The organism is Arthrobacter sp. cf158, from assembly GCF_900106835.1.
Lineage (GTDB): Bacteria > Actinomycetota > Actinomycetes > Actinomycetales > Micrococcaceae > Arthrobacter.
The window spans coordinates 78,019-93,316 of sequence record NZ_FNNR01000005.1 but is presented as its reverse complement, the minus strand read 5'-3'; the positions used below and the strand labels follow the sequence as shown (position 1 = coordinate 93,316).

17 protein-coding genes, 4 tRNA genes and 1 riboswitch are annotated in these 15,298 nt (G+C 61.8%); of the genes, 5 read left to right on the top strand and 16 right to left on the bottom strand.

Annotated elements, in window-relative coordinates; genetic code table 11:
• The first annotated feature begins 25 nt into the window (after positions 1–25).
• Positions 26–670, top strand: coding sequence for a TIGR03085 family metal-binding protein (locus tag BLW08_RS11520; RefSeq protein WP_090825344.1), 645 nt, complete (start codon positions 26–28; stop codon positions 668–670).
• 57 nt (positions 671–727) lie between these two features.
• Here the strand turns inward: BLW08_RS11520 and hisF are convergent, their stop codons facing one another.
• The 15 genes from hisF to BLW08_RS24135 form a co-directional block, all read right to left on the bottom strand.
• A complete protein-coding gene (hisF, locus tag BLW08_RS11515) occupies positions 728–1,504 on the bottom strand; it encodes an imidazole glycerol phosphate synthase subunit HisF (protein ID WP_090825346.1) in 777 nt (258 codons plus the stop codon).
• 46 nt (positions 1,505–1,550) lie between these two features.
• Positions 1,551–2,411, bottom strand: a complete 861-nt coding sequence (gene hisG, locus BLW08_RS11510; protein ID WP_090825348.1) for an ATP phosphoribosyltransferase — start codon at positions 2,409–2,411, stop codon at positions 1,551–1,553.
• 85 nt (positions 2,412–2,496) lie between these two features.
• Positions 2,497–2,760 carry a phosphoribosyl-ATP diphosphatase gene (locus tag BLW08_RS11505; RefSeq protein ID WP_090825350.1) on the bottom strand — a complete coding sequence of 88 codons (264 nt, stop codon included), beginning with the start codon at positions 2,758–2,760 and terminating at the stop codon, positions 2,497–2,499.
• A gap of 107 nt (positions 2,761–2,867) precedes the next feature.
• Positions 2,868–3,353, bottom strand: a complete 486-nt coding sequence (gene ribH / locus BLW08_RS11500; protein ID WP_090825352.1) for a 6,7-dimethyl-8-ribityllumazine synthase — start codon at positions 3,351–3,353, stop codon at positions 2,868–2,870.
• A gap of 18 nt (positions 3,354–3,371) precedes the next feature.
• Complete coding sequence (ribA, locus tag BLW08_RS11495; RefSeq protein ID WP_090825354.1) at positions 3,372–4,076, bottom strand: GTP cyclohydrolase II; 705 nt, start codon at positions 4,074–4,076, stop codon at positions 3,372–3,374.
• Positions 4,073–4,765 (bottom strand): 3,4-dihydroxy-2-butanone-4-phosphate synthase, encoded by a 693-nt coding sequence (gene ribB, locus BLW08_RS11490; RefSeq protein WP_091325145.1) that lies wholly within the window; start codon positions 4,763–4,765, stop codon positions 4,073–4,075. The genes ribA and ribB overlap by 4 nt, the downstream gene beginning before the upstream one ends.
• Positions 4,762–5,391 (bottom strand): riboflavin synthase, encoded by a 630-nt coding sequence (locus BLW08_RS11485; RefSeq protein WP_091325143.1) that lies wholly within the window; start codon positions 5,389–5,391, stop codon positions 4,762–4,764. Before BLW08_RS11485 ends, ribB begins: the two co-directional genes overlap by 4 nt.
• Positions 5,391–6,506, bottom strand: a complete 1,116-nt coding sequence (ribD, locus tag BLW08_RS11480; RefSeq protein ID WP_091325142.1) for a bifunctional diaminohydroxyphosphoribosylaminopyrimidine deaminase/5-amino-6-(5-phosphoribosylamino)uracil reductase RibD — start codon at positions 6,504–6,506, stop codon at positions 5,391–5,393. Before ribD ends, BLW08_RS11485 begins: the two co-directional genes overlap by 1 nt.
• Positions 6,503–7,210: a nicotinamide riboside transporter PnuC gene (pnuC, locus tag BLW08_RS11475; RefSeq protein WP_090825362.1), complete on the bottom strand. Its 708-nt coding sequence runs from the start codon at positions 7,208–7,210 to the stop codon at positions 6,503–6,505. The genes ribD and pnuC overlap by 4 nt, the downstream gene beginning before the upstream one ends.
• 89 nt (positions 7,211–7,299) lie before the next feature.
• Positions 7,300–7,454: riboswitch (FMN riboswitch) on the bottom strand.
• Between the two features lie 77 nt (positions 7,455–7,531).
• Positions 7,532–8,206 carry a ribulose-phosphate 3-epimerase gene (gene rpe, locus BLW08_RS11470; RefSeq protein ID WP_090825364.1) on the bottom strand — a complete coding sequence of 225 codons (675 nt, stop codon included), beginning with the start codon at positions 8,204–8,206 and terminating at the stop codon, positions 7,532–7,534.
• Between the two features lie 83 nt (positions 8,207–8,289).
• Positions 8,290–9,858, bottom strand: a complete 1,569-nt coding sequence (locus BLW08_RS11465) for an RsmB/NOP family class I SAM-dependent RNA methyltransferase (protein WP_091325140.1) — start codon at positions 9,856–9,858, stop codon at positions 8,290–8,292.
• Complete coding sequence (gene fmt, locus BLW08_RS11460; RefSeq protein WP_090825368.1) at positions 9,855–10,775, bottom strand: methionyl-tRNA formyltransferase; 921 nt, start codon at positions 10,773–10,775, stop codon at positions 9,855–9,857. The genes BLW08_RS11465 and fmt overlap by 4 nt, the downstream gene beginning before the upstream one ends.
• Positions 10,772–11,344 (bottom strand): peptide deformylase, encoded by a 573-nt coding sequence (def, locus tag BLW08_RS11455; RefSeq protein ID WP_090825370.1) that lies wholly within the window; start codon positions 11,342–11,344, stop codon positions 10,772–10,774. The genes fmt and def overlap by 4 nt, the downstream gene beginning before the upstream one ends.
• A 50-nt stretch (positions 11,345–11,394) precedes the next feature.
• Complete coding sequence (locus BLW08_RS11450; RefSeq protein ID WP_091325138.1) at positions 11,395–12,297, bottom strand: cytochrome; 903 nt, start codon at positions 12,295–12,297, stop codon at positions 11,395–11,397.
• Positions 12,298–12,309: 12 nt separating this feature from the next.
• Positions 12,310–12,498: a hypothetical protein gene (locus BLW08_RS24135; RefSeq protein WP_254779831.1), complete on the bottom strand. Its 189-nt coding sequence runs from the start codon at positions 12,496–12,498 to the stop codon at positions 12,310–12,312.
• Between the two features lie 145 nt (positions 12,499–12,643).
• On the opposite strand from BLW08_RS24135, the gene BLW08_RS11445 reads away from it, so the two are divergent.
• Positions 12,644–14,410 carry an FG-GAP-like repeat-containing protein gene (locus BLW08_RS11445; protein WP_254779830.1) on the top strand — a complete coding sequence of 589 codons (1,767 nt, stop codon included), beginning with the start codon at positions 12,644–12,646 and terminating at the stop codon, positions 14,408–14,410.
• A gap of 230 nt (positions 14,411–14,640) precedes the next feature.
• Here BLW08_RS11445 and BLW08_RS11440 read toward each other — a convergent pair.
• Positions 14,641–14,715: transfer RNA gene (locus BLW08_RS11440), tRNA-Val, on the bottom strand.
• Between the two features lie 259 nt (positions 14,716–14,974).
• Here BLW08_RS11440 and BLW08_RS11435 point away from each other — a divergent pair.
• From BLW08_RS11435 to BLW08_RS11425, 3 genes are all read left to right on the top strand, one after another.
• A tRNA-Gly gene (locus BLW08_RS11435) sits at positions 14,975–15,047 on the top strand.
• Between the two features lie 46 nt (positions 15,048–15,093).
• A tRNA-Cys gene (locus tag BLW08_RS11430) sits at positions 15,094–15,164 on the top strand.
• A gap of 39 nt (positions 15,165–15,203) precedes the next feature.
• A tRNA-Val gene (locus tag BLW08_RS11425) sits at positions 15,204–15,278 on the top strand.
• The last annotated feature ends 20 nt before the right edge of the window (positions 15,279–15,298 follow it).

Below are 15,298 nucleotides of genomic sequence, written 5' to 3'. Positions count from 1 at the left end.
CCCGATCGTGCTAGTTTCACAAGTGATGCATTTCGTCGATCCTTCCCGAGAAGTACTGGCCGAAACCCTCTTGGCGGCCGGACCTGACTCCCCCACGCTCTGCGAAGGGTGGATGACCCGGGATCTTGCCGCGCATTTGTACTTGCGTGAACGGAAAATCGCGGTGGGCCTCGGCCTGCTGATCCCCAGCTTGGGCAAGGCCTCTGAGAAAGCCACGTCCAAACTTGCGGACAAGCTGAAGAGCTCGGACGCCTACGCCGATCTGGTCAAGACGTTCCGCGCAGGCCCGCCGGCGCTGTCCCCTTTGAAGATCAAGGCACTGGATGAGACATCGAATCTCATCGAATACTTCGTTCACACCGAGGACATCCGCCGCGCCGGTGATCGCTGGGCGCCCCGGGCCCTCGATGAAGCGTATTCCGACGCCCTCTGGGATGAGCTGATCAAGCGTGCCGCTTTCCTCTACCGCGGAGTGGACCTCGGAATCGTGCTGGTCCGGCCCACCGGCCCCCGGCATGTCGCCAAGCGCGCTCCGGTCTCTGTAGCCATCGTCGGCGAGCCGGGCGAACTTCTGATGCATGCCCACGGCCGCACCAGCCAAGCACTGGTCACTTTCGAAGGCCAGCCGGACGCCGTCGCGCTATTGCAGTCCGCGGACATAGGCCTCTAGGACGAGCAAGGGAGGGTCACCTACGGGTGACCCTCCCTTGTTGTTTGATCTTTCACGCTAGCGGACGTCGAAGCCAGCCTCACGGATAGCCGTTTTGACCTGGGCAATCATGTCGTCCGGGCCAAAGTGGAACACCGAAGCCGCCAGCACGGCGTCTGCACCGGCCTCAACGGCAGGCGGGAAGTGCGCAGGCACACCGGCGCCGCCCGAGGCGATGATGGGAATGTTCACGGCTGCGCGAACCAGCCGGATGAGTTCGAGGTCGAAGCCATCTTTGGTGCCGTCTGCGTCAATCGAGTTCAGCAGGATCTCCCCGACGCCCCGGTCAGCTGCTTCCTTTGCCCACGCTATGGCGTCGATCCCCGTGCCGGTGCGGCCACCATGGGTGGTGACCTCAAAGCCGGACGACGTCGGAACGTCCCCTTCGCGGGTACGGCGCGCATCCACAGAGAGCACCAGCACCTGCGAACCGAAGTGGCGGGTGATTTCGTCGATGACGTCGGGCCTGGCAACGGCCGCTGTGTTGATGGACGCTTTGTCCGCACCGAAGCGCAGGAGTTTGTCCACCTCTGCCACGCCGCGTACGCCGCCGCCCACTGTCAGCGGAATGAATACTTCCTCGGCGGTGCGGCGAACGACGTCGAACGTGGTTTCACGGTTTCCCGACGACGCCGTGACGTCGAGGAACGTAAGTTCGTCAGCTCCGCCATTGTCGTAGCGGTGTGCCAGCTCTACCGGATCTCCGGCGTCGCGAAGACCCTCGAAGTTAACGCCTTTAACAACGCGACCGGCGTCGACGTCCAGGCAGGGAATGACGCGTACGGCTACAGCCATGTGCTGCTCCTAGATTTACTGGGCTCGGCTTGATCGACGGGTGGGATCAGATCCGGCAGGCGTGAATGCTGCTGACCAGGATGGCACGGGCGCCGAGGTCGTAGAGCTCGTCCATGATGCGGTTGGTTTCCTTCTTGGGAACCATGGACCGGACCGCAACCCACTCGGAATCACGGAGCGGGGACACAGTGGGCGATTCAAGCCCAGGGGTCAGTGCTGCAGCGTCTTCCACCAGGTCCTTGCGGATGTCGTAGTCCATCAGCACATACTGGCGTGCCACGAGAACACCCTGCAGGCGCCGGATGAGGATTTCGATTTCCTTTACCGTGCCGTTGGCAGCGCCACCCGAACCGGAGCGGCGGATCAACACAGCTTCTGATTTCAGGATGGGGTCGCCAAAGATTTCCATGCCGGCAGCCTTGAGGGTGTTGCCGGTTTCCACGACGTCGGCAATCGCGTCAGCGACACCGAGACGCACCGAAGATTCCACGGCTCCGTCCAGGCGGACAACCTTCGCGTTCACGCCTCGATCGGCGAGGTAGTCGCGCAGGAGGCCGTCGTAGCTGGTGGCCAGACGCTTTCCTTCAAGCTGCTCGACGCCGGCGAAGTCACCCACGGGGCCAGCGAAACGGAAAGTTGACGGGGCAAATCCCAAGGGAAGTATTTCCTCGGCTTCGACCTTCGCGTCAAGCAGGAGGTCCCTGCCGGTGATACCGACGTCCAAGGTTCCCTGGCCTACATAGACAGCGATGTCGCGGGGACGGAGGAAGAAGAATTCAATGTCGTTATCGGGATCCACCATGACCAGTTCGCGGGAGTCGCGGCGCTGGCGGTAGCCGGCCTCGGAAAGCATTGCCGAGGCGGCTTCGGACAGGGATCCCTTGTTGGGGACTGCTACACGGAGCATTGGGAGACTTTCTCTTTGGAATGGAGGTTTTCAGGCACGTTGGCCACGCAGCGGCCTCCGCCTGGGGGACGGCGGAGTGGCGTGGCTAGAGATGCTTGTAAACGTCCTCCAGGCTGAGGCCCTTGGCGAGCATGAGGACCTGCAGGTGGTACAGCAACTGGGAAATTTCCTCAGCAGCAGCTTCGTCCGTTTCGTACTCCGCGGCCATCCACACTTCTGCGGCCTCTTCGACCACCTTCTTGCCGATGCCGTGGATTCCGGAGTCCAGTTCGGCAACCGTGCGCGAGCCTGCCGGGCGGGTCGCTGCTTTCTCACTCAGTTCTGCGAACAGCGTCTCGAAATTCTTCACGCCTTCCAGACTACTGGCTCGGGGGCTGCCACCGCTTGTTGGGGCGTTGCATGACGAAGGGGATGTGAGTGAAGACACATGCACATCCCCTTCGTCAGCCGGTGGCCCTAGCTGTACTGCTTGAGGGTCACAGCAGTGGAGAGGGCGGCCGTGACAGCTTCGTGGCCTTTGTCTTCCTGGGAACCCGGCAAGCCTGCCCGGTCGAGCCCCTGCTGTTCGGTGTCGCAGGTGAGAACGCCAAAGCCAACCGGCACACCGGTGCGAACGCTGACATCGGTAAGACCCGACGTCGCGGCCTGGCAGACGTAGTCGAAGTGGGGCGTGCCTCCCCGGATGACCACTCCGAGTGCAACGACGGCGTCAAAGTGCGGCGCGAGCCTCGCAGCGGCAACCGGGAGCTCGAAGCTGCCCGGAACGCGCAACAGGGTGGGTTCTGCAATGCCGGCTTCCTTGGCGGCGCGAAGCGCACCGTCAACCAAGCCGTCCATGATCTGTGTGTGCCAGCTTGCCGCCACGATGGCCAGCTTGAGCTGCGAAGTTTCCTCCGGGTTGAGGGTGGTGAGGTCGATAGTGGGCGCGCCGTGTCCGCTCATGGTGTGGTGTGGGTCCGTTCAGTCTTGGTTGTTGTCAAAGGTGTGGGCAGAAGGGGTCTTGCCATTGCTGACGGGCTCGACATCGAGCGTCAACCGGTGGTCCATCCGGTCCTTCTTTGTCTGCAGGTAACGCAGGTTCTGTTCGCGTGAGGGCACCTCGGTGGGCACCATTTCCACGACGGTAACTCCGGCCTTGTCCAAGCGGTGCTGCTTGTCAGGGTTATTGCTCAGCAGCCGGACTTCGTGGAGTCCCATTTCGGCCAGGATCTGGCCCGCGGCAGTGTACGAGCGGGCATCAACGGGCAGACCCAACTGCTCGTTGGCCTCAACCGTGTCAAAGCCCGCTTCCTGCAAGGCATAGGCCTTGATCTTGTTGGCCAACCCGATGCCACGGCCTTCCTGGCCGCGCAGGTAGAGCAACGTGCCGCCTTCGGCGTGGATGAGCTCCAGGGCGAAGGCGAGCTGCTCGCCGCAATCACAGCGGTAGGAACCGAAAACGTCGCCGGTAAGGCACTCGGAGTGCAACCGGACGAGAGGCGCTTTGCCGTCCTTGGGCGGGTTGGGAGAACTCACGGCGAGGTGTTCCACGCCGGTGACATGGTCCGTCCATGCTTGGGCCACAAAGTCACCGAATGCTGTGGGCAACTGCACGATCGGCCCACCACTGACGGGGTGCGGCGCCGGGCCCGTGTGGTCACTGTTGCGTGTGGTCGATGCGGTCATCGCTTCTCCTCGTCTCCCCGTGAAACATGTGCCGCCTGGGACTCTACCGCTTCCACATACGACACCAGGTCCTCAATGGAGATGAGGGGGCATCCATGCTCGGCGGCAAACCCACGCAGGCTGTCCAAGCGCATCATTTCACCATCGTCATGTACCAACTCTGCGATCACGCCCACCGGGGCCAGCCCGGCAAGCCGACACAGGTCCACGGCAGCTTCCGTATGACCCGGACGTTCACGCACTCCCCCCTTAACGGCCCGCAACGGGAAAATATGCCCGGGACGCGTGATGGACGCCGGCGAACTGCTCGGATCTGCCAAAATCCGTGCCGTCAGGGCTCGATCCGTTGCCGAAATGCCGGTGCTGACTCCAATCGCAGCATCGCAGGACACTGTGTAGGCAGTGCCCTTGGCGTCTTCGTTGATCTCCACCATGGGCGGCAGCACCAGGGCGTCGGCGCGGTCGCCAGCCAGGGGGACGCAGATGACGCCGGATGAATAACGGATGGTCCACCCCATGAGGGCCGGCGTGGCGTGCTGGGCGGCGAAAATGATGTCGCCTTCGTTTTCCCTGTCCTCGTTGTCCACCACTATCACCGCCTTCCCGGCCGCCATGGCAGCGATTGCAGCTTCAACAGGATCAAGACCCGTACGCTGCGCCGACGCCGGCGTCTTGGCGGGGGCGCTCATCGGGCGGTTCCTTGCTGCGGCGCGAAGGACAGCAAGCGCTCGGTGTACTTGGCCAGCACATCTACCTCCAGGTTCACCCGGCCGCCCACTGGCTTTGCTCCCAACCCGGTTTCCTCCAGCGTGGTGGGGATCAGTCCCACTTCAAACCACGGCGCGGTTTCCGCCGCGGCACTGACGGCGGTCACCGTCAGGGAAACACCGTCGACGGCGATCGAACCCTTCTCCGCGATGTAGCGTGCCAGCGGGGCGGGGACCCCGAAGCGAAGGCGGTCCCAGTTGCCCGAAGGTTCACGTTCCAACAGTTCGCCTACGCCGTCCACGTGGCCTTGTACGACGTGGCCGTCCAGGCGGCCGCCTGCGGGAACGCAACGCTCCAGGTTCACGGTGTCGCCGGCCGCGAGTTCGCCGATAGTGGTGCGAATGAGTGTCTCGCCCATGACATCCACACTGAAATCCTGACCGTCAATCTGCGTAGCCGTCAGGCAAACACCATTGACTGCGATGGATCCGCCCAACGCCAGGTCGCCTGTGGTGGTTGGAGCTTTCAAACGCAAGGTGGCACTGGCATCTCCATCATGCTCAATCCCCAGCACGGTGCCTTGCTCGGCGACGATTCCCGTAAACATCAGTGTCCTCCTGTGACATATTCCGCAGCTTCACTGCGCGGAATGGAATTCTTGATATGGCTGGCCCTGGTGGGCCGTAAGTGCAGACGAAGGTCCTTGCCGAGGGTCCGGACTGCCCCGCCGCCTGCTTCGTCCCACGACCATTGCTGGGCGGCGGTCAAGGTGGTGATCCCGAGGTCGTTGAGTGCCGGAGTTCCGGAACCCAGCAGCGTCGGCGCCAGATAGACAATCAGTTCGTCCACCAGTTCCGCCGCCAGGAAGGTGCTCAGGATCGACGAACCTCCTTCGACCATGACATGCCGGACCCCTTGGTCGAACAGCGTGCCCAGGGCCGCGGCCGGGTCCCTTGTGGGCAGGTGGACAAAGCGTCCATCTCTTCCCCGGACTGCCGCATCGTCCGGCACCTTCCGCAGGCCCATGACAGCGCGGATGGGCTGTCGCTGCGAACGTTCGCCGTCCGCGGTTCTGGCCGTCAGCCGCGGGTTGTCGATCAGCACTGTTCCGGTACCTACCAGAATCGCGTCGATGAGTTCACGCAACCCGTGGTTGTCCGCGAGCGATTCCGGGCTGGAAATCCATTGACTGGTGCCGTCCACCGCAGCAATACGGCTGTCCAGCGTCTGGGCGATATGCAGCGTGACGAATGGACGCTTGGCGGTAACGGCGTCGAACCATTCCCGGTTCAAGCCGAACGCCTCCGTTGCGCCCAGCCCGGACTGGACCTCAACCCCGGCGGCGCGAAGGGTTCGGGCGCCGCCCGCTGCGGGGTCATGCGGATCGTCGACGGCGTAAATCACCTTGGCGATTCCGGCATCAATGATTGCCTGCGCGCAAGGACCTGTGCGGCCTTCGTGGTTGCAGGGCTCCAACGTGACAACCATGGAGGTCCCGCTGATGTCGATCCCCTGCTTGCGTGCCTCGGAAATTGCGTCCGCCTCGGCATGGGCCGTTCCGGCTCCGCGGTGGTAACCCGTAGCGAGTTGTTCACCTTGGCGGCTGAGGATCACCGCACCAACCAAGGGATTGGCTCCGCGCGGACCGGCAAGTGCGGCAGTCAGCGCGGCATCCATGGCTGCACTCTCCGCACCCGTGTAACGGTTTTTCCCAGCAATCATTGTGCAGCTCCCACGGTGGGAGCCGGGCTTGCATTCTTGGTGGCAACACGACTGTCCCGTTCACGCTTTTCGGCACGCCACCACACAAAGAAGCCAGTCAGGGTAAAGAAGCCGTAGAACAAGTACATGACCGCACTGGCGTAATAGCCGGCGCTGAAGAGCAGCGGCACGCCAACGATGTCCACGGCCACCCAAATAAGCCAGAATTCCGTCCAGCCCTTGGCCATGCCGTACGTAGCCAGGAGAGATCCCATGAAGGTCCAGGCATCGGCCCAGACCGGTGGGTAGGAGCCCAGGGAATCAAAAACCGGGGTCAGGGCAGCTGTGCCGGCGATCATCGCGCCGATCAGTGCAATGCGGACTTTGTTGCTGGCCCATCCAGGAACAATGGCCCGTCCCTGCGAGCTGGATTGCTGGCCTTGCCGCCAGCGGTACCAGCCGTAAAGCGCAACTGCAATGAACATGATCTGCCGCGCGGCCTGGCCCCACAGCGTGGCGGGCGCAGCCGCGCCAAACACGTTGCCCAGAAAGACCGTGAGCAGGAGGATGTTGCCTAGAATGCCGATTGGCCAAGCCCAGACTTTGCGGCGCATGCCGCCGAGGGCGCTGAGCAGCCCAAAAATGTTACCTAGCACTTCGCGTAAGACAAGAGCAGATCCCCCAACGGGGATCTGTGCTTCGAAGAGCCATCGCAGAAAATCCATGCCGTTCCTTCCCAGTAAGCCGCGATGACTCCGGGGGTGTACGACAGCGCAATGCCGGGCGTCGCTAAAGGACAGCCCACGGCATGACTGTACGTGCTTCTCCCATCCAGACTTTAACTGTCGGTACCGGAATTCCACCGGTTCAACCGTTCGCCATTACATTCCAATCACTCGGAATGCCATGGCTCACGGGTCGCGGACTATAACCGCCGGTTCGGACTTACACCGACCCCGGAGCACGTATGTGTGTTGTTATTCTGCCACAACTACAAAGATGGCCGGGCTATTCCCGGCCATCTTCGTAACATGTGGTGACGGTCGTCAGGCTTTCGCCGAGGCCGCAGCCTGGCCTGCTGCACGAAGCCGATCGATGGCGGCCGCGGGATCCTGGTGACCATAGACGGCCGAACCTGCAACAAAGACATTTGCGCCTGCTTCAGCAGCCCGGATGATGGTCTCCTCGGTGATGCCGCCGTCCACTTGAATGGCGACCCCAATACCCGAGTCCTCTACTGCGGCCCGGGCACGCCTGATCTTAGGCAAGGTGATATCCAGGAATGACTGTCCACCGAAACCAGGCTCCACGGTCATGATCAACAGCATGTCCAGTTCGCTGAGCATGTCCAGGTAGGGCTCCACCGGGGTTGCGGGCCGCAGCGCCATCCCGGCTTTGGAACCACGGGCACGCAGTTCGCGGGCCAACTTGACCGGCGCCATGGCGGCCTCCGCGTGGAACGTCACTGACGCGACACCGGCGTCCGCGTAGGCAGGTGCCCAGCGGTCGGCGTCGGAGATCATCAGGTGTGCGTCCAGCGGAACCGGGCTCACCGCCTGAATCCTCTGGACCACTGGCAAGCCGAGCGTCAGATTGGGCACAAAATGGTTGTCCATAACGTCCACATGGACGGCATCGGCGTTGCTGATCCGCTGCAGTTCGGCCTCAAGATTAACAAAGTCCGCAGACAGGATGCTCGGATTGATACAGCACTCAGACAAGGCAGCCCCTTCGGGTGAGTTGTGGGTCGGAAGACGACTGCCAAGGCCAAGGAAATCCGGCCACGGCAGCCAGGTGTAGGTGACTACGCTTTCTTGCGGATAATCGCCAGGAACATTGCGTCCGTTTGGTGGACGTGCGGCCACAGCTGTGCAGTGAGTTCGTGACCTGCGCCAAGGTTGCCGGTAAGGCTGACATCATCCAGTGCTTTTCCGGCGTCGATCAGTTCAAGGTCCTCGCGCTTGCTGAGCACGTCGCTAACCACCGCGGTGGTTTCCGCTGGGTGCGGAGAGCACGTCACATAGGCCACGACACCGCCAGGTTTCACGGAATCAATCGCAGACTTCAGGAGTTCACGCTGCAGCGGACCGAGGTCTCCAATGTCCTTGGGCGAGCGGCGCCACCGTGACTCCGGGCGTCGGCGCAGCGCCCCCAGACCACTGCACGGAACGTCCACCAGGACGCGATCGAATGCCTCGGGCTGCTCGGTTCCGACGTCACGTCCGTCTCCGGTTCTAACAGTCCACGATTCATCGGGAACTGCGGAAAGAGCCTGCTGAACGAGCTTGGCCCGGTGAGGTGCGGGCTCATTTGCCAGAAGGGTGGCTCCGTCGCGATGAGCCAAGGCGGCGAGCAGCGCGGCTTTGCCACCAGGACCTGCACACAAGTCAAGCCACCGTTCGCCGTGGGCGGGAGACTCTCCCAGCTCGACGCTGGCCAATGCACGCGCCACCAACTGCGATCCGACATCCTGCACGCGCGTGGTGCCGCGCCGGACCGATTCGAATCGTCCGAGGTCTCCGCCTGCGGACAGCGCGGAACCCTCCACCAATTCACCGGCGGTGGCTCCATTCTCAAAGGCCTCCTCCAGGTCTCCCAGACCCGGCAACGCCACAAGGTTGACCACCGGGGCTGCGTTGTCGGCCTCCAGCAGGTCATCTATGTCGGTCTTGGGTCGTCCGTGATTAACCAGCGATTGACGCAATGCGCGGACAATCCACTCCGGGTGGGCGTGGCGCAGGGCGGCGATTTTTGTCTCGTCAGTCTCTTGCTCCAACAAGATGCCCAGCCATTCATCCATGCTGTGGGCAGTGACTTTGCGGAGTACTGCGTTGATGAGGGCTGACGGTCCGGCGCCAATGACGGCACGGGCCAAGCCAACGGTCTGGTCCAGGGCAGCATGGGCGGGAACGCGCATGGACAGGAGCTGATGCGAGCCAATCCGCAGAGCGTCCAGGACTGCCGGATCCAGTTGTTCGAGGGGGCGGTCCACGCAGCGAGCCAGGATGGCATCGTAGGTGCCCTGGCCGCGAAGCGCCCCGTAGCTCAGCTCGGTGGCGAACCCAGCATCACGGCGGTCGAGCCGGTGCTCGCGGATGCGTGCGGGAAGGACAAGGTTGGCATATGCGTCCTCGGCAGCCACAGCACGGAGCACTTCAAAGGCCACCAGTCGCGCAGGATCAGCACGGCGGGTTCGCTGGGACGGAGCATTGTTGGAGAAGCCCTTCTGGGGGCCCCTGTTCCGCTCCCTGCCCTGGGCGTTGCGTCTGCTCTGCCCTCCGGCTCCCCGGTTGCCCTGTGAACCTCGGTTTCCCGCCCCGCCGCCGTCCCGGCTCCCGCTGTTGTTGGGGCCTCGGCGGCCGGACTCGCTCATTCGAATACCACTCTCTCGGGTGCTGCCAGGCCGCGGGCCCAATCAGCCGATGACATCATTTTCTTACCGGCCGGCTGAATCCGGCCAAGTTCCACTGCATGGGACCCGGTACCTACCAGAACGGATTTGCCGTCAATTCTGATGGTTCCTGGCGCGAGGTCCTTGACCTCCGGCCTCAGTTCCACGGGTTCAAGCTTGATCCGCTGGCCTTCCAGCGTGGTCCAGGCTCCGGGTTCAGGGGTAACGCCGCGCGCCCGGCGGTTCAGGGCAAGTGCCGGCTGCTGCCAGTCCATGCGCCCGTCTTCGAGTGTCAGTTTGGGCGCCAGGGAGACCTCTCCGGTTTGCGGCTGCGGAGCCGCCTGTCCCGCGTCGATGGCGGAGAGCGTCTGGCTCAGAAGCACTGCCCCGCTGATGGACAGCCGTTCGAGGAGATCACCGGCGGTGTCTTCCGGACGGACGGTCTCAGTGAGAGTTCCAAACACGGGGCCAGTATCAAGGCCTTCCTCAAGCTGGAACGTCGCGGCGCCGGTGACGTCGTCTCCGGCAATAATGGACCGCTGAACGGGAGCAGCGCCCCTCCACGCTGGCAGAAGGGAGAAATGCAGGTTGACCCAACCGTACGTGGGAACTCCCAGAGCGGCCCTCGGAACAATGCCGCCGTAGGCCACAATGGCGGCGACGTCGGGTGCGAATTCTGCAATGCGTGCCGTGGTATCGGCGTCCACTTTCGCCGCGCGAATGACGTCGATTCCCAATTCCCCGGCACGCGCCGCCACTGGAGAAGGAGTCATCACCCGTTTGCGGCCCAGTGGCGCGTCCGGCCTCGTCAGGACGGCCACCACGTCAAAGCCCGCCTTGAGCAAGGCATCCAACGACGGTACTGCTACGGCAGGAGTTCCTGCGAAGAGTACTCTCACTCGGGAACTCCGAAACTGCCGCCACCGAAACTTGAGCCCACTGTGGTGGCACGCTTGGACGTGGTCTGTTCTGTAATGGCGTGGTAATTGGCGTTTCGGATAGCGCGGAGGGCAGCTTTGCGGTCCTCCCCTTCCAACCGGTCCGTGTACAACACGCCGTCGAGGTGATCCGTCTCGTGCTGGAAGCAGCGGGCAAGCATGCCTTCCGCTTCCACCGTGACCGGGTTGCCGTTCAGATCAACACCTGTTGCCCGCGTAGCGCGGTGACGGCGCACGGGAAAACCGAGACCCGGAATGGAAAGGCATCCTTCCACCTCGTCAGCTTGGAAGTCTTCACTGTTTTCCAAGACCGGGTTGATGATGTGGCCTTCCACTCCCCCGATGCGGTAAGTGAATACACGCTGGCTGACGCCGATTTGGGGCGCGGCCAAGCCTGCACCGTCAACGTCCTCCATGGTTTCGGTCATGTCGGCTACCAGCTTGGCGAGCTCAGGACCAAAATCGGTAACGGGGTCCGCCACGGTGCGCAACACCGGATCCCCGATGATTCGGATACTCAAAATTGCCATGTGCTGTCAGTCCTCACGATCGTCAAACCCGGCTCCGTGCGTTGCTGGGCCTAAGCCAGTTTAGTTGAGGTCATGGCACTGCCGCTGTTCGCAGGCGAAGCACCGGCGGAAGCGAACACGGGAGGGGCAATCGGCAGTAACGCCTGTCCGGCTGCAGTGACGTCTGCAGACATTTCCCATACACGCCGCAGGGCACAGAACTTCCACCAGTGGTGTTTGAGGATTTCCGGGTTGGCTCGTTGTGGACGCACTTCGGTTTCACCAATGGCTACTGCCAGCAGCATGGGGTTGTCCCCGTATTTCCACGGTTCCCATTCGCCGGCGACTGGATCAACCAGGCTTTCTTCTGCCTTCATCCCGGCGGCGAGTTGCATGACCACTTTGTCATCCAGGGCCTTGACTGTGCCGTCCCGCGTAGTTCCCTTCGTCTTGTAGTCGATCAGGCAGATACGGCCATTGATCCTTGCCACAAGGTCCAGTGTTCCGGCGTAGCCTACTGTCTTGTTCCAGACAGTGATCTCCGGGGCCAGTGGCTCAACGCGGTACAGCTCCCACCACTCGTCAAAACGGGCGGCAAAAGCTTGTTCGCCGTTTGCCGCGAGTTCGTCCCGGCATTCCTGCATACGATGGGCGCGTCCCAGGGCCCGCAAAGCCACCTGTTCGCAGTACGTATGAACGCGATCCCCGCGTGCTGCAGCCGCATCCCGGTAAACCTCGGCGGCCTTGGAGGCTTTGTTGATCGCCTGCCGGACTTTTGCGGGACTTCCAAGAATTCCGGAAAGCTCAGGATCTGAAGCCAGGCTGCTGGCGCCCATGTAACTGAACCAACCATCCAAGGAATGGGCCTGTTGGCCGATCACCGTGGTGATGGACGGCACGGAAAAATGCTCAGTTGTGGAGCGGGCGTACATGCGGCCGTAGTCAGTAGCGTGGGCAAGCAGTGGAGCAGTCATATAAAGACTGTGTCACAGAGGACCGACAGAATTCATCCGCGGAAAGATCAGCGCGAGCTGCTCCGGGGAAAGCCTGGCGAGCTTGCCTGCGAGGATGGGGGCGGTCAGGGCCAGCTCCCCAAAAGGCGAAGCAGGGCTCGCGTCAGCCGAGGGCTCTTTCGATTCGTCGTGTTCGTGCATGCTGATGGGTGGCGCGTCCACGGGATTCGTGACGCAAGAGGCATCAGATCGGCGTCCCCCAGGCAGCCAGCCATGTTTCTTTGAGGGCGACCGAGGACAGCCGTGTTTTAGTACATTGAAACTCGTTCCGATCCACATGAAATTCGCCTCCGTAGAGTGCTGCTTTATGAGACGAAAGAGCCTACTGCGCGCCTGCGCCTTATCAGTCCTGACAGCATTCTTGCTAGGGAGTTCAAATATTGCCTTCGCCGCGGATGTGCCGTATCCGGTGTCTGCCACCATCGAGGTCGGAGGAGAAATTCTCGATATGGCGGTGGATGAGACCAGCGGTACCGCTTACATCCTCAAGGCTCAGTCACAACAGATACCGACCACCTATTCACTGGTTGTCATCAACGGCACCACGGTCACGGCCACCATCCCGATTAATGGAACAGCACGCCTCATAGGGGTCGATTCCGGTGACCATACGGTCTACGTCACGACATCGGAAAACAAGGTCTTGGTTATCAAGGGGACATCGGTCACCAATACGGTAAGTGTGGACTGGGGACCAGGTAACGTGGCCGTGGATTCAAGTACCCACACGGCTTACGTGTCACAGATAGACGGGGCCAGCGTAGCCCTCATCAACGACGCAAGTGTCACAAGCACAGTTCGACTTCCCTTTGGGCAGTTTCCGAGTGAGATAGTGGTCGATTCGATGACTCACACCGCTTTTGTTCGGGTCGAGGCAGGCACCGGCAGCAGCGGAGTCGCCTACAACGCGATCCAACACATCGTCAACGGTATCCCTACGAAAGACAGCTGGGGTGAGCTGCCCACGATATCCAGTCTTGCCTTCGATGCAGTCGAAAACCGCCTCCTGTTTTGGAATATGGGTGACTTGGTCGAGTACAAAGACGGCAAAATAACCCAGTTCCCGGACTTCTTCCCCAATAGCGATAGAGCGCGCATGTTGACTTACGACGCCGAAACGCGAACGTTCTTCTTCGCGAAGTCTCTTGGTGGCAGCGTGAGCGGTTATGAGCTGATAGCAGCGAGGGACGGCCGTTTTCAGAGCCTCGGGAGCTTCAACATCGGGCACGGCCGAATGGTCGTGGACCCGGTTCATGACAAAGTCCTGCTGGAGCATTTAGACAAGGTCATCGTTATGGACAGCAGCTGGCCAGACCCCAGGGCTCGTCAGGGACAGGATGCCGACGGTTTCGCGGACATATTGGCTCGCGACAGGGTAGGGAACCTATGGATGTATCCCGGCAACGGAACGGGCGACTGGCTCCCCCAGAGGCAGGTTGGCACGGGCTGGAACGTCATGTCCGAACTGACCGTGCCCGGTGACTTCAACGGCGACGGATTCTCCGACCTACTAGCCCGGGACACGTCCGGCTACTTGTGGATGTATCCCGGCAACGGCAAAGGCGGCTGGTTGCCGCAGGTCCGGGTGGGTTCCGGTTGGAACGTCATGTCTGCGTTGACAGGTCCCGGTGACTTCAACGGCGACGGATTCGCGGATGTCCTTGCCCGGGACACGTCCCGCTACTTGTGGATGTATCCCGGCAACGGCAAAGGCGGCTGGTTGCCGCAGGTCCGGGTGGGCGCAGGATGGAACGCCATGTCCGAACTGACCGGACCCGGTGACTTCAACGGCGACGGATTCGCGGATGTCCTTGCCCGGGACACGTCCGGCTACTTGTGGATGTATCCCGGCAACGGCAAAGGCGGCTGGTTGCCGCAGGTCCGGGTGGGCGCAGGATGGAACGCCATGTCCGAACTGACCGGACCCGGTGACTTCAACGGCGACGGATTCGCGGATGTCCTTGCCCGGGACACGTCCGGCTACTTGTGGATGTATCCCGGCAACGGCAAAGGCGGCTGGTTGTCGCAGGTCCGGGTTGGCTCCGGCTGGAACGGCATGAGCCCCATCCTCTAGGGCACTTCACTCAATTAATAAGGCGACGCCGCGCCCCGTTGGAGGTCCCGGCGTCGCCTTGTGCCTTCTGCAGGAAGCCCCATCAGCGACGCCCAAGTACATGCCTCACGGGAGAATAACCGGCGACCTGTCCAGGACGTGTCCTAACGCATCCTGGCTCGTTGTAGTGAGCACTGTGCAGATGAGCAGCCCGGAAACCCAAAAAGCCCCCGGAAGTCCGGGGGCAATCTTGGTGGGCGATACTGGGTTCGAACCAGTGACCTCTTCGGTGTGAACGAAGCGCGCTACCACTGCGCCAATCGCCCGGTGCATAGAAAACACTAACGGACCATTGCCGGAATGCAAAACGGATCACGGCGTCCGGCACGGCACCGAACTCCTAGCGAACTACTACAGTGGAATTACGGCGATGAAACTTCACCGGAACCGCGTAAATACAAGGATCCAGCCACCTCCACCGTCAAAGGCAGGCTACCGATTTGGAGTTTGCAGCAACCTCCTATAGAGTTTTTACTCGTCGGAAAGCGACGGAATGCCTGAAGGGCTGCCCGCCGAAATGACACTGCGGACGTAGCTCAGCTGGTAGAGCACCACCTTGCCAAGGTGGATGTCGCGAGTTCGAATCTCGTCGTCCGCTCGCAAGGCACTGTCAAGGCAAGAATTCCTCGGAATCCTGCTTACACGGTGGGTTGGCCGAGAGGCGAGGCAGCGGCCTGCAAAGCCGTATACACGGGTTCGAATCCCGTACCCACCTCGGTGAAAACCATGTCTTCCAGCTTTTGGCTGGATGCATGGGCGATTGGCGCAGCGGTAGCGCGCTTCCCTGACACGGAAGAGGTCACTGGTTCGATCCCAGTATCGCCCACCAGAACAAGGCAACTTGTTTGT

Excerpts from the sequence above, each read along its gene's own strand:
- BLW08_RS11520 (WP_090825344.1), top strand. The coding sequence starts at position 26 with ATGCATTTCGTCGATCCTTCCCGAGAAGTACTGGCCGAAACCCTCTTG.
- hisF (WP_090825346.1), bottom strand. The coding sequence starts at position 1,504 with ATGGCTGTAGCCGTACGCGTCATTCCCTGCCTGGACGTCGACGCCGGT.
- hisG (WP_090825348.1), bottom strand. The coding sequence starts at position 2,411 with ATGCTCCGTGTAGCAGTCCCCAACAAGGGATCCCTGTCCGAAGCCGCC.
- ribH (WP_090825352.1), bottom strand. The coding sequence starts at position 3,353 with ATGAGCGGACACGGCGCGCCCACTATCGACCTCACCACCCTCAACCCG.
- ribA (WP_090825354.1), bottom strand. The coding sequence starts at position 4,076 with ATGACCGCATCGACCACACGCAACAGTGACCACACGGGCCCGGCGCCG.
- ribB (WP_091325145.1), bottom strand. The coding sequence starts at position 4,765 with ATGAGCGCCCCCGCCAAGACGCCGGCGTCGGCGCAGCGTACGGGTCTT.
- BLW08_RS11485 (WP_091325143.1), bottom strand. The coding sequence starts at position 5,391 with ATGTTTACGGGAATCGTCGCCGAGCAAGGCACCGTGCTGGGGATTGAG.
- ribD (WP_091325142.1), bottom strand. The coding sequence starts at position 6,506 with ATGATTGCTGGGAAAAACCGTTACACGGGTGCGGAGAGTGCAGCCATG.
- pnuC (WP_090825362.1), bottom strand. The coding sequence starts at position 7,210 with ATGGATTTTCTGCGATGGCTCTTCGAAGCACAGATCCCCGTTGGGGGA.
- BLW08_RS11465 (WP_091325140.1), bottom strand. The coding sequence starts at position 9,858 with ATGAGCGAGTCCGGCCGCCGAGGCCCCAACAACAGCGGGAGCCGGGAC.
- def (WP_090825370.1), bottom strand. The coding sequence starts at position 11,344 with ATGGCAATTTTGAGTATCCGAATCATCGGGGATCCGGTGTTGCGCACC.
- BLW08_RS11450 (WP_091325138.1), bottom strand. The coding sequence starts at position 12,297 with ATGACTGCTCCACTGCTTGCCCACGCTACTGACTACGGCCGCATGTAC.
- BLW08_RS11445 (WP_254779830.1), top strand. The coding sequence starts at position 12,644 with ATGAGACGAAAGAGCCTACTGCGCGCCTGCGCCTTATCAGTCCTGACA.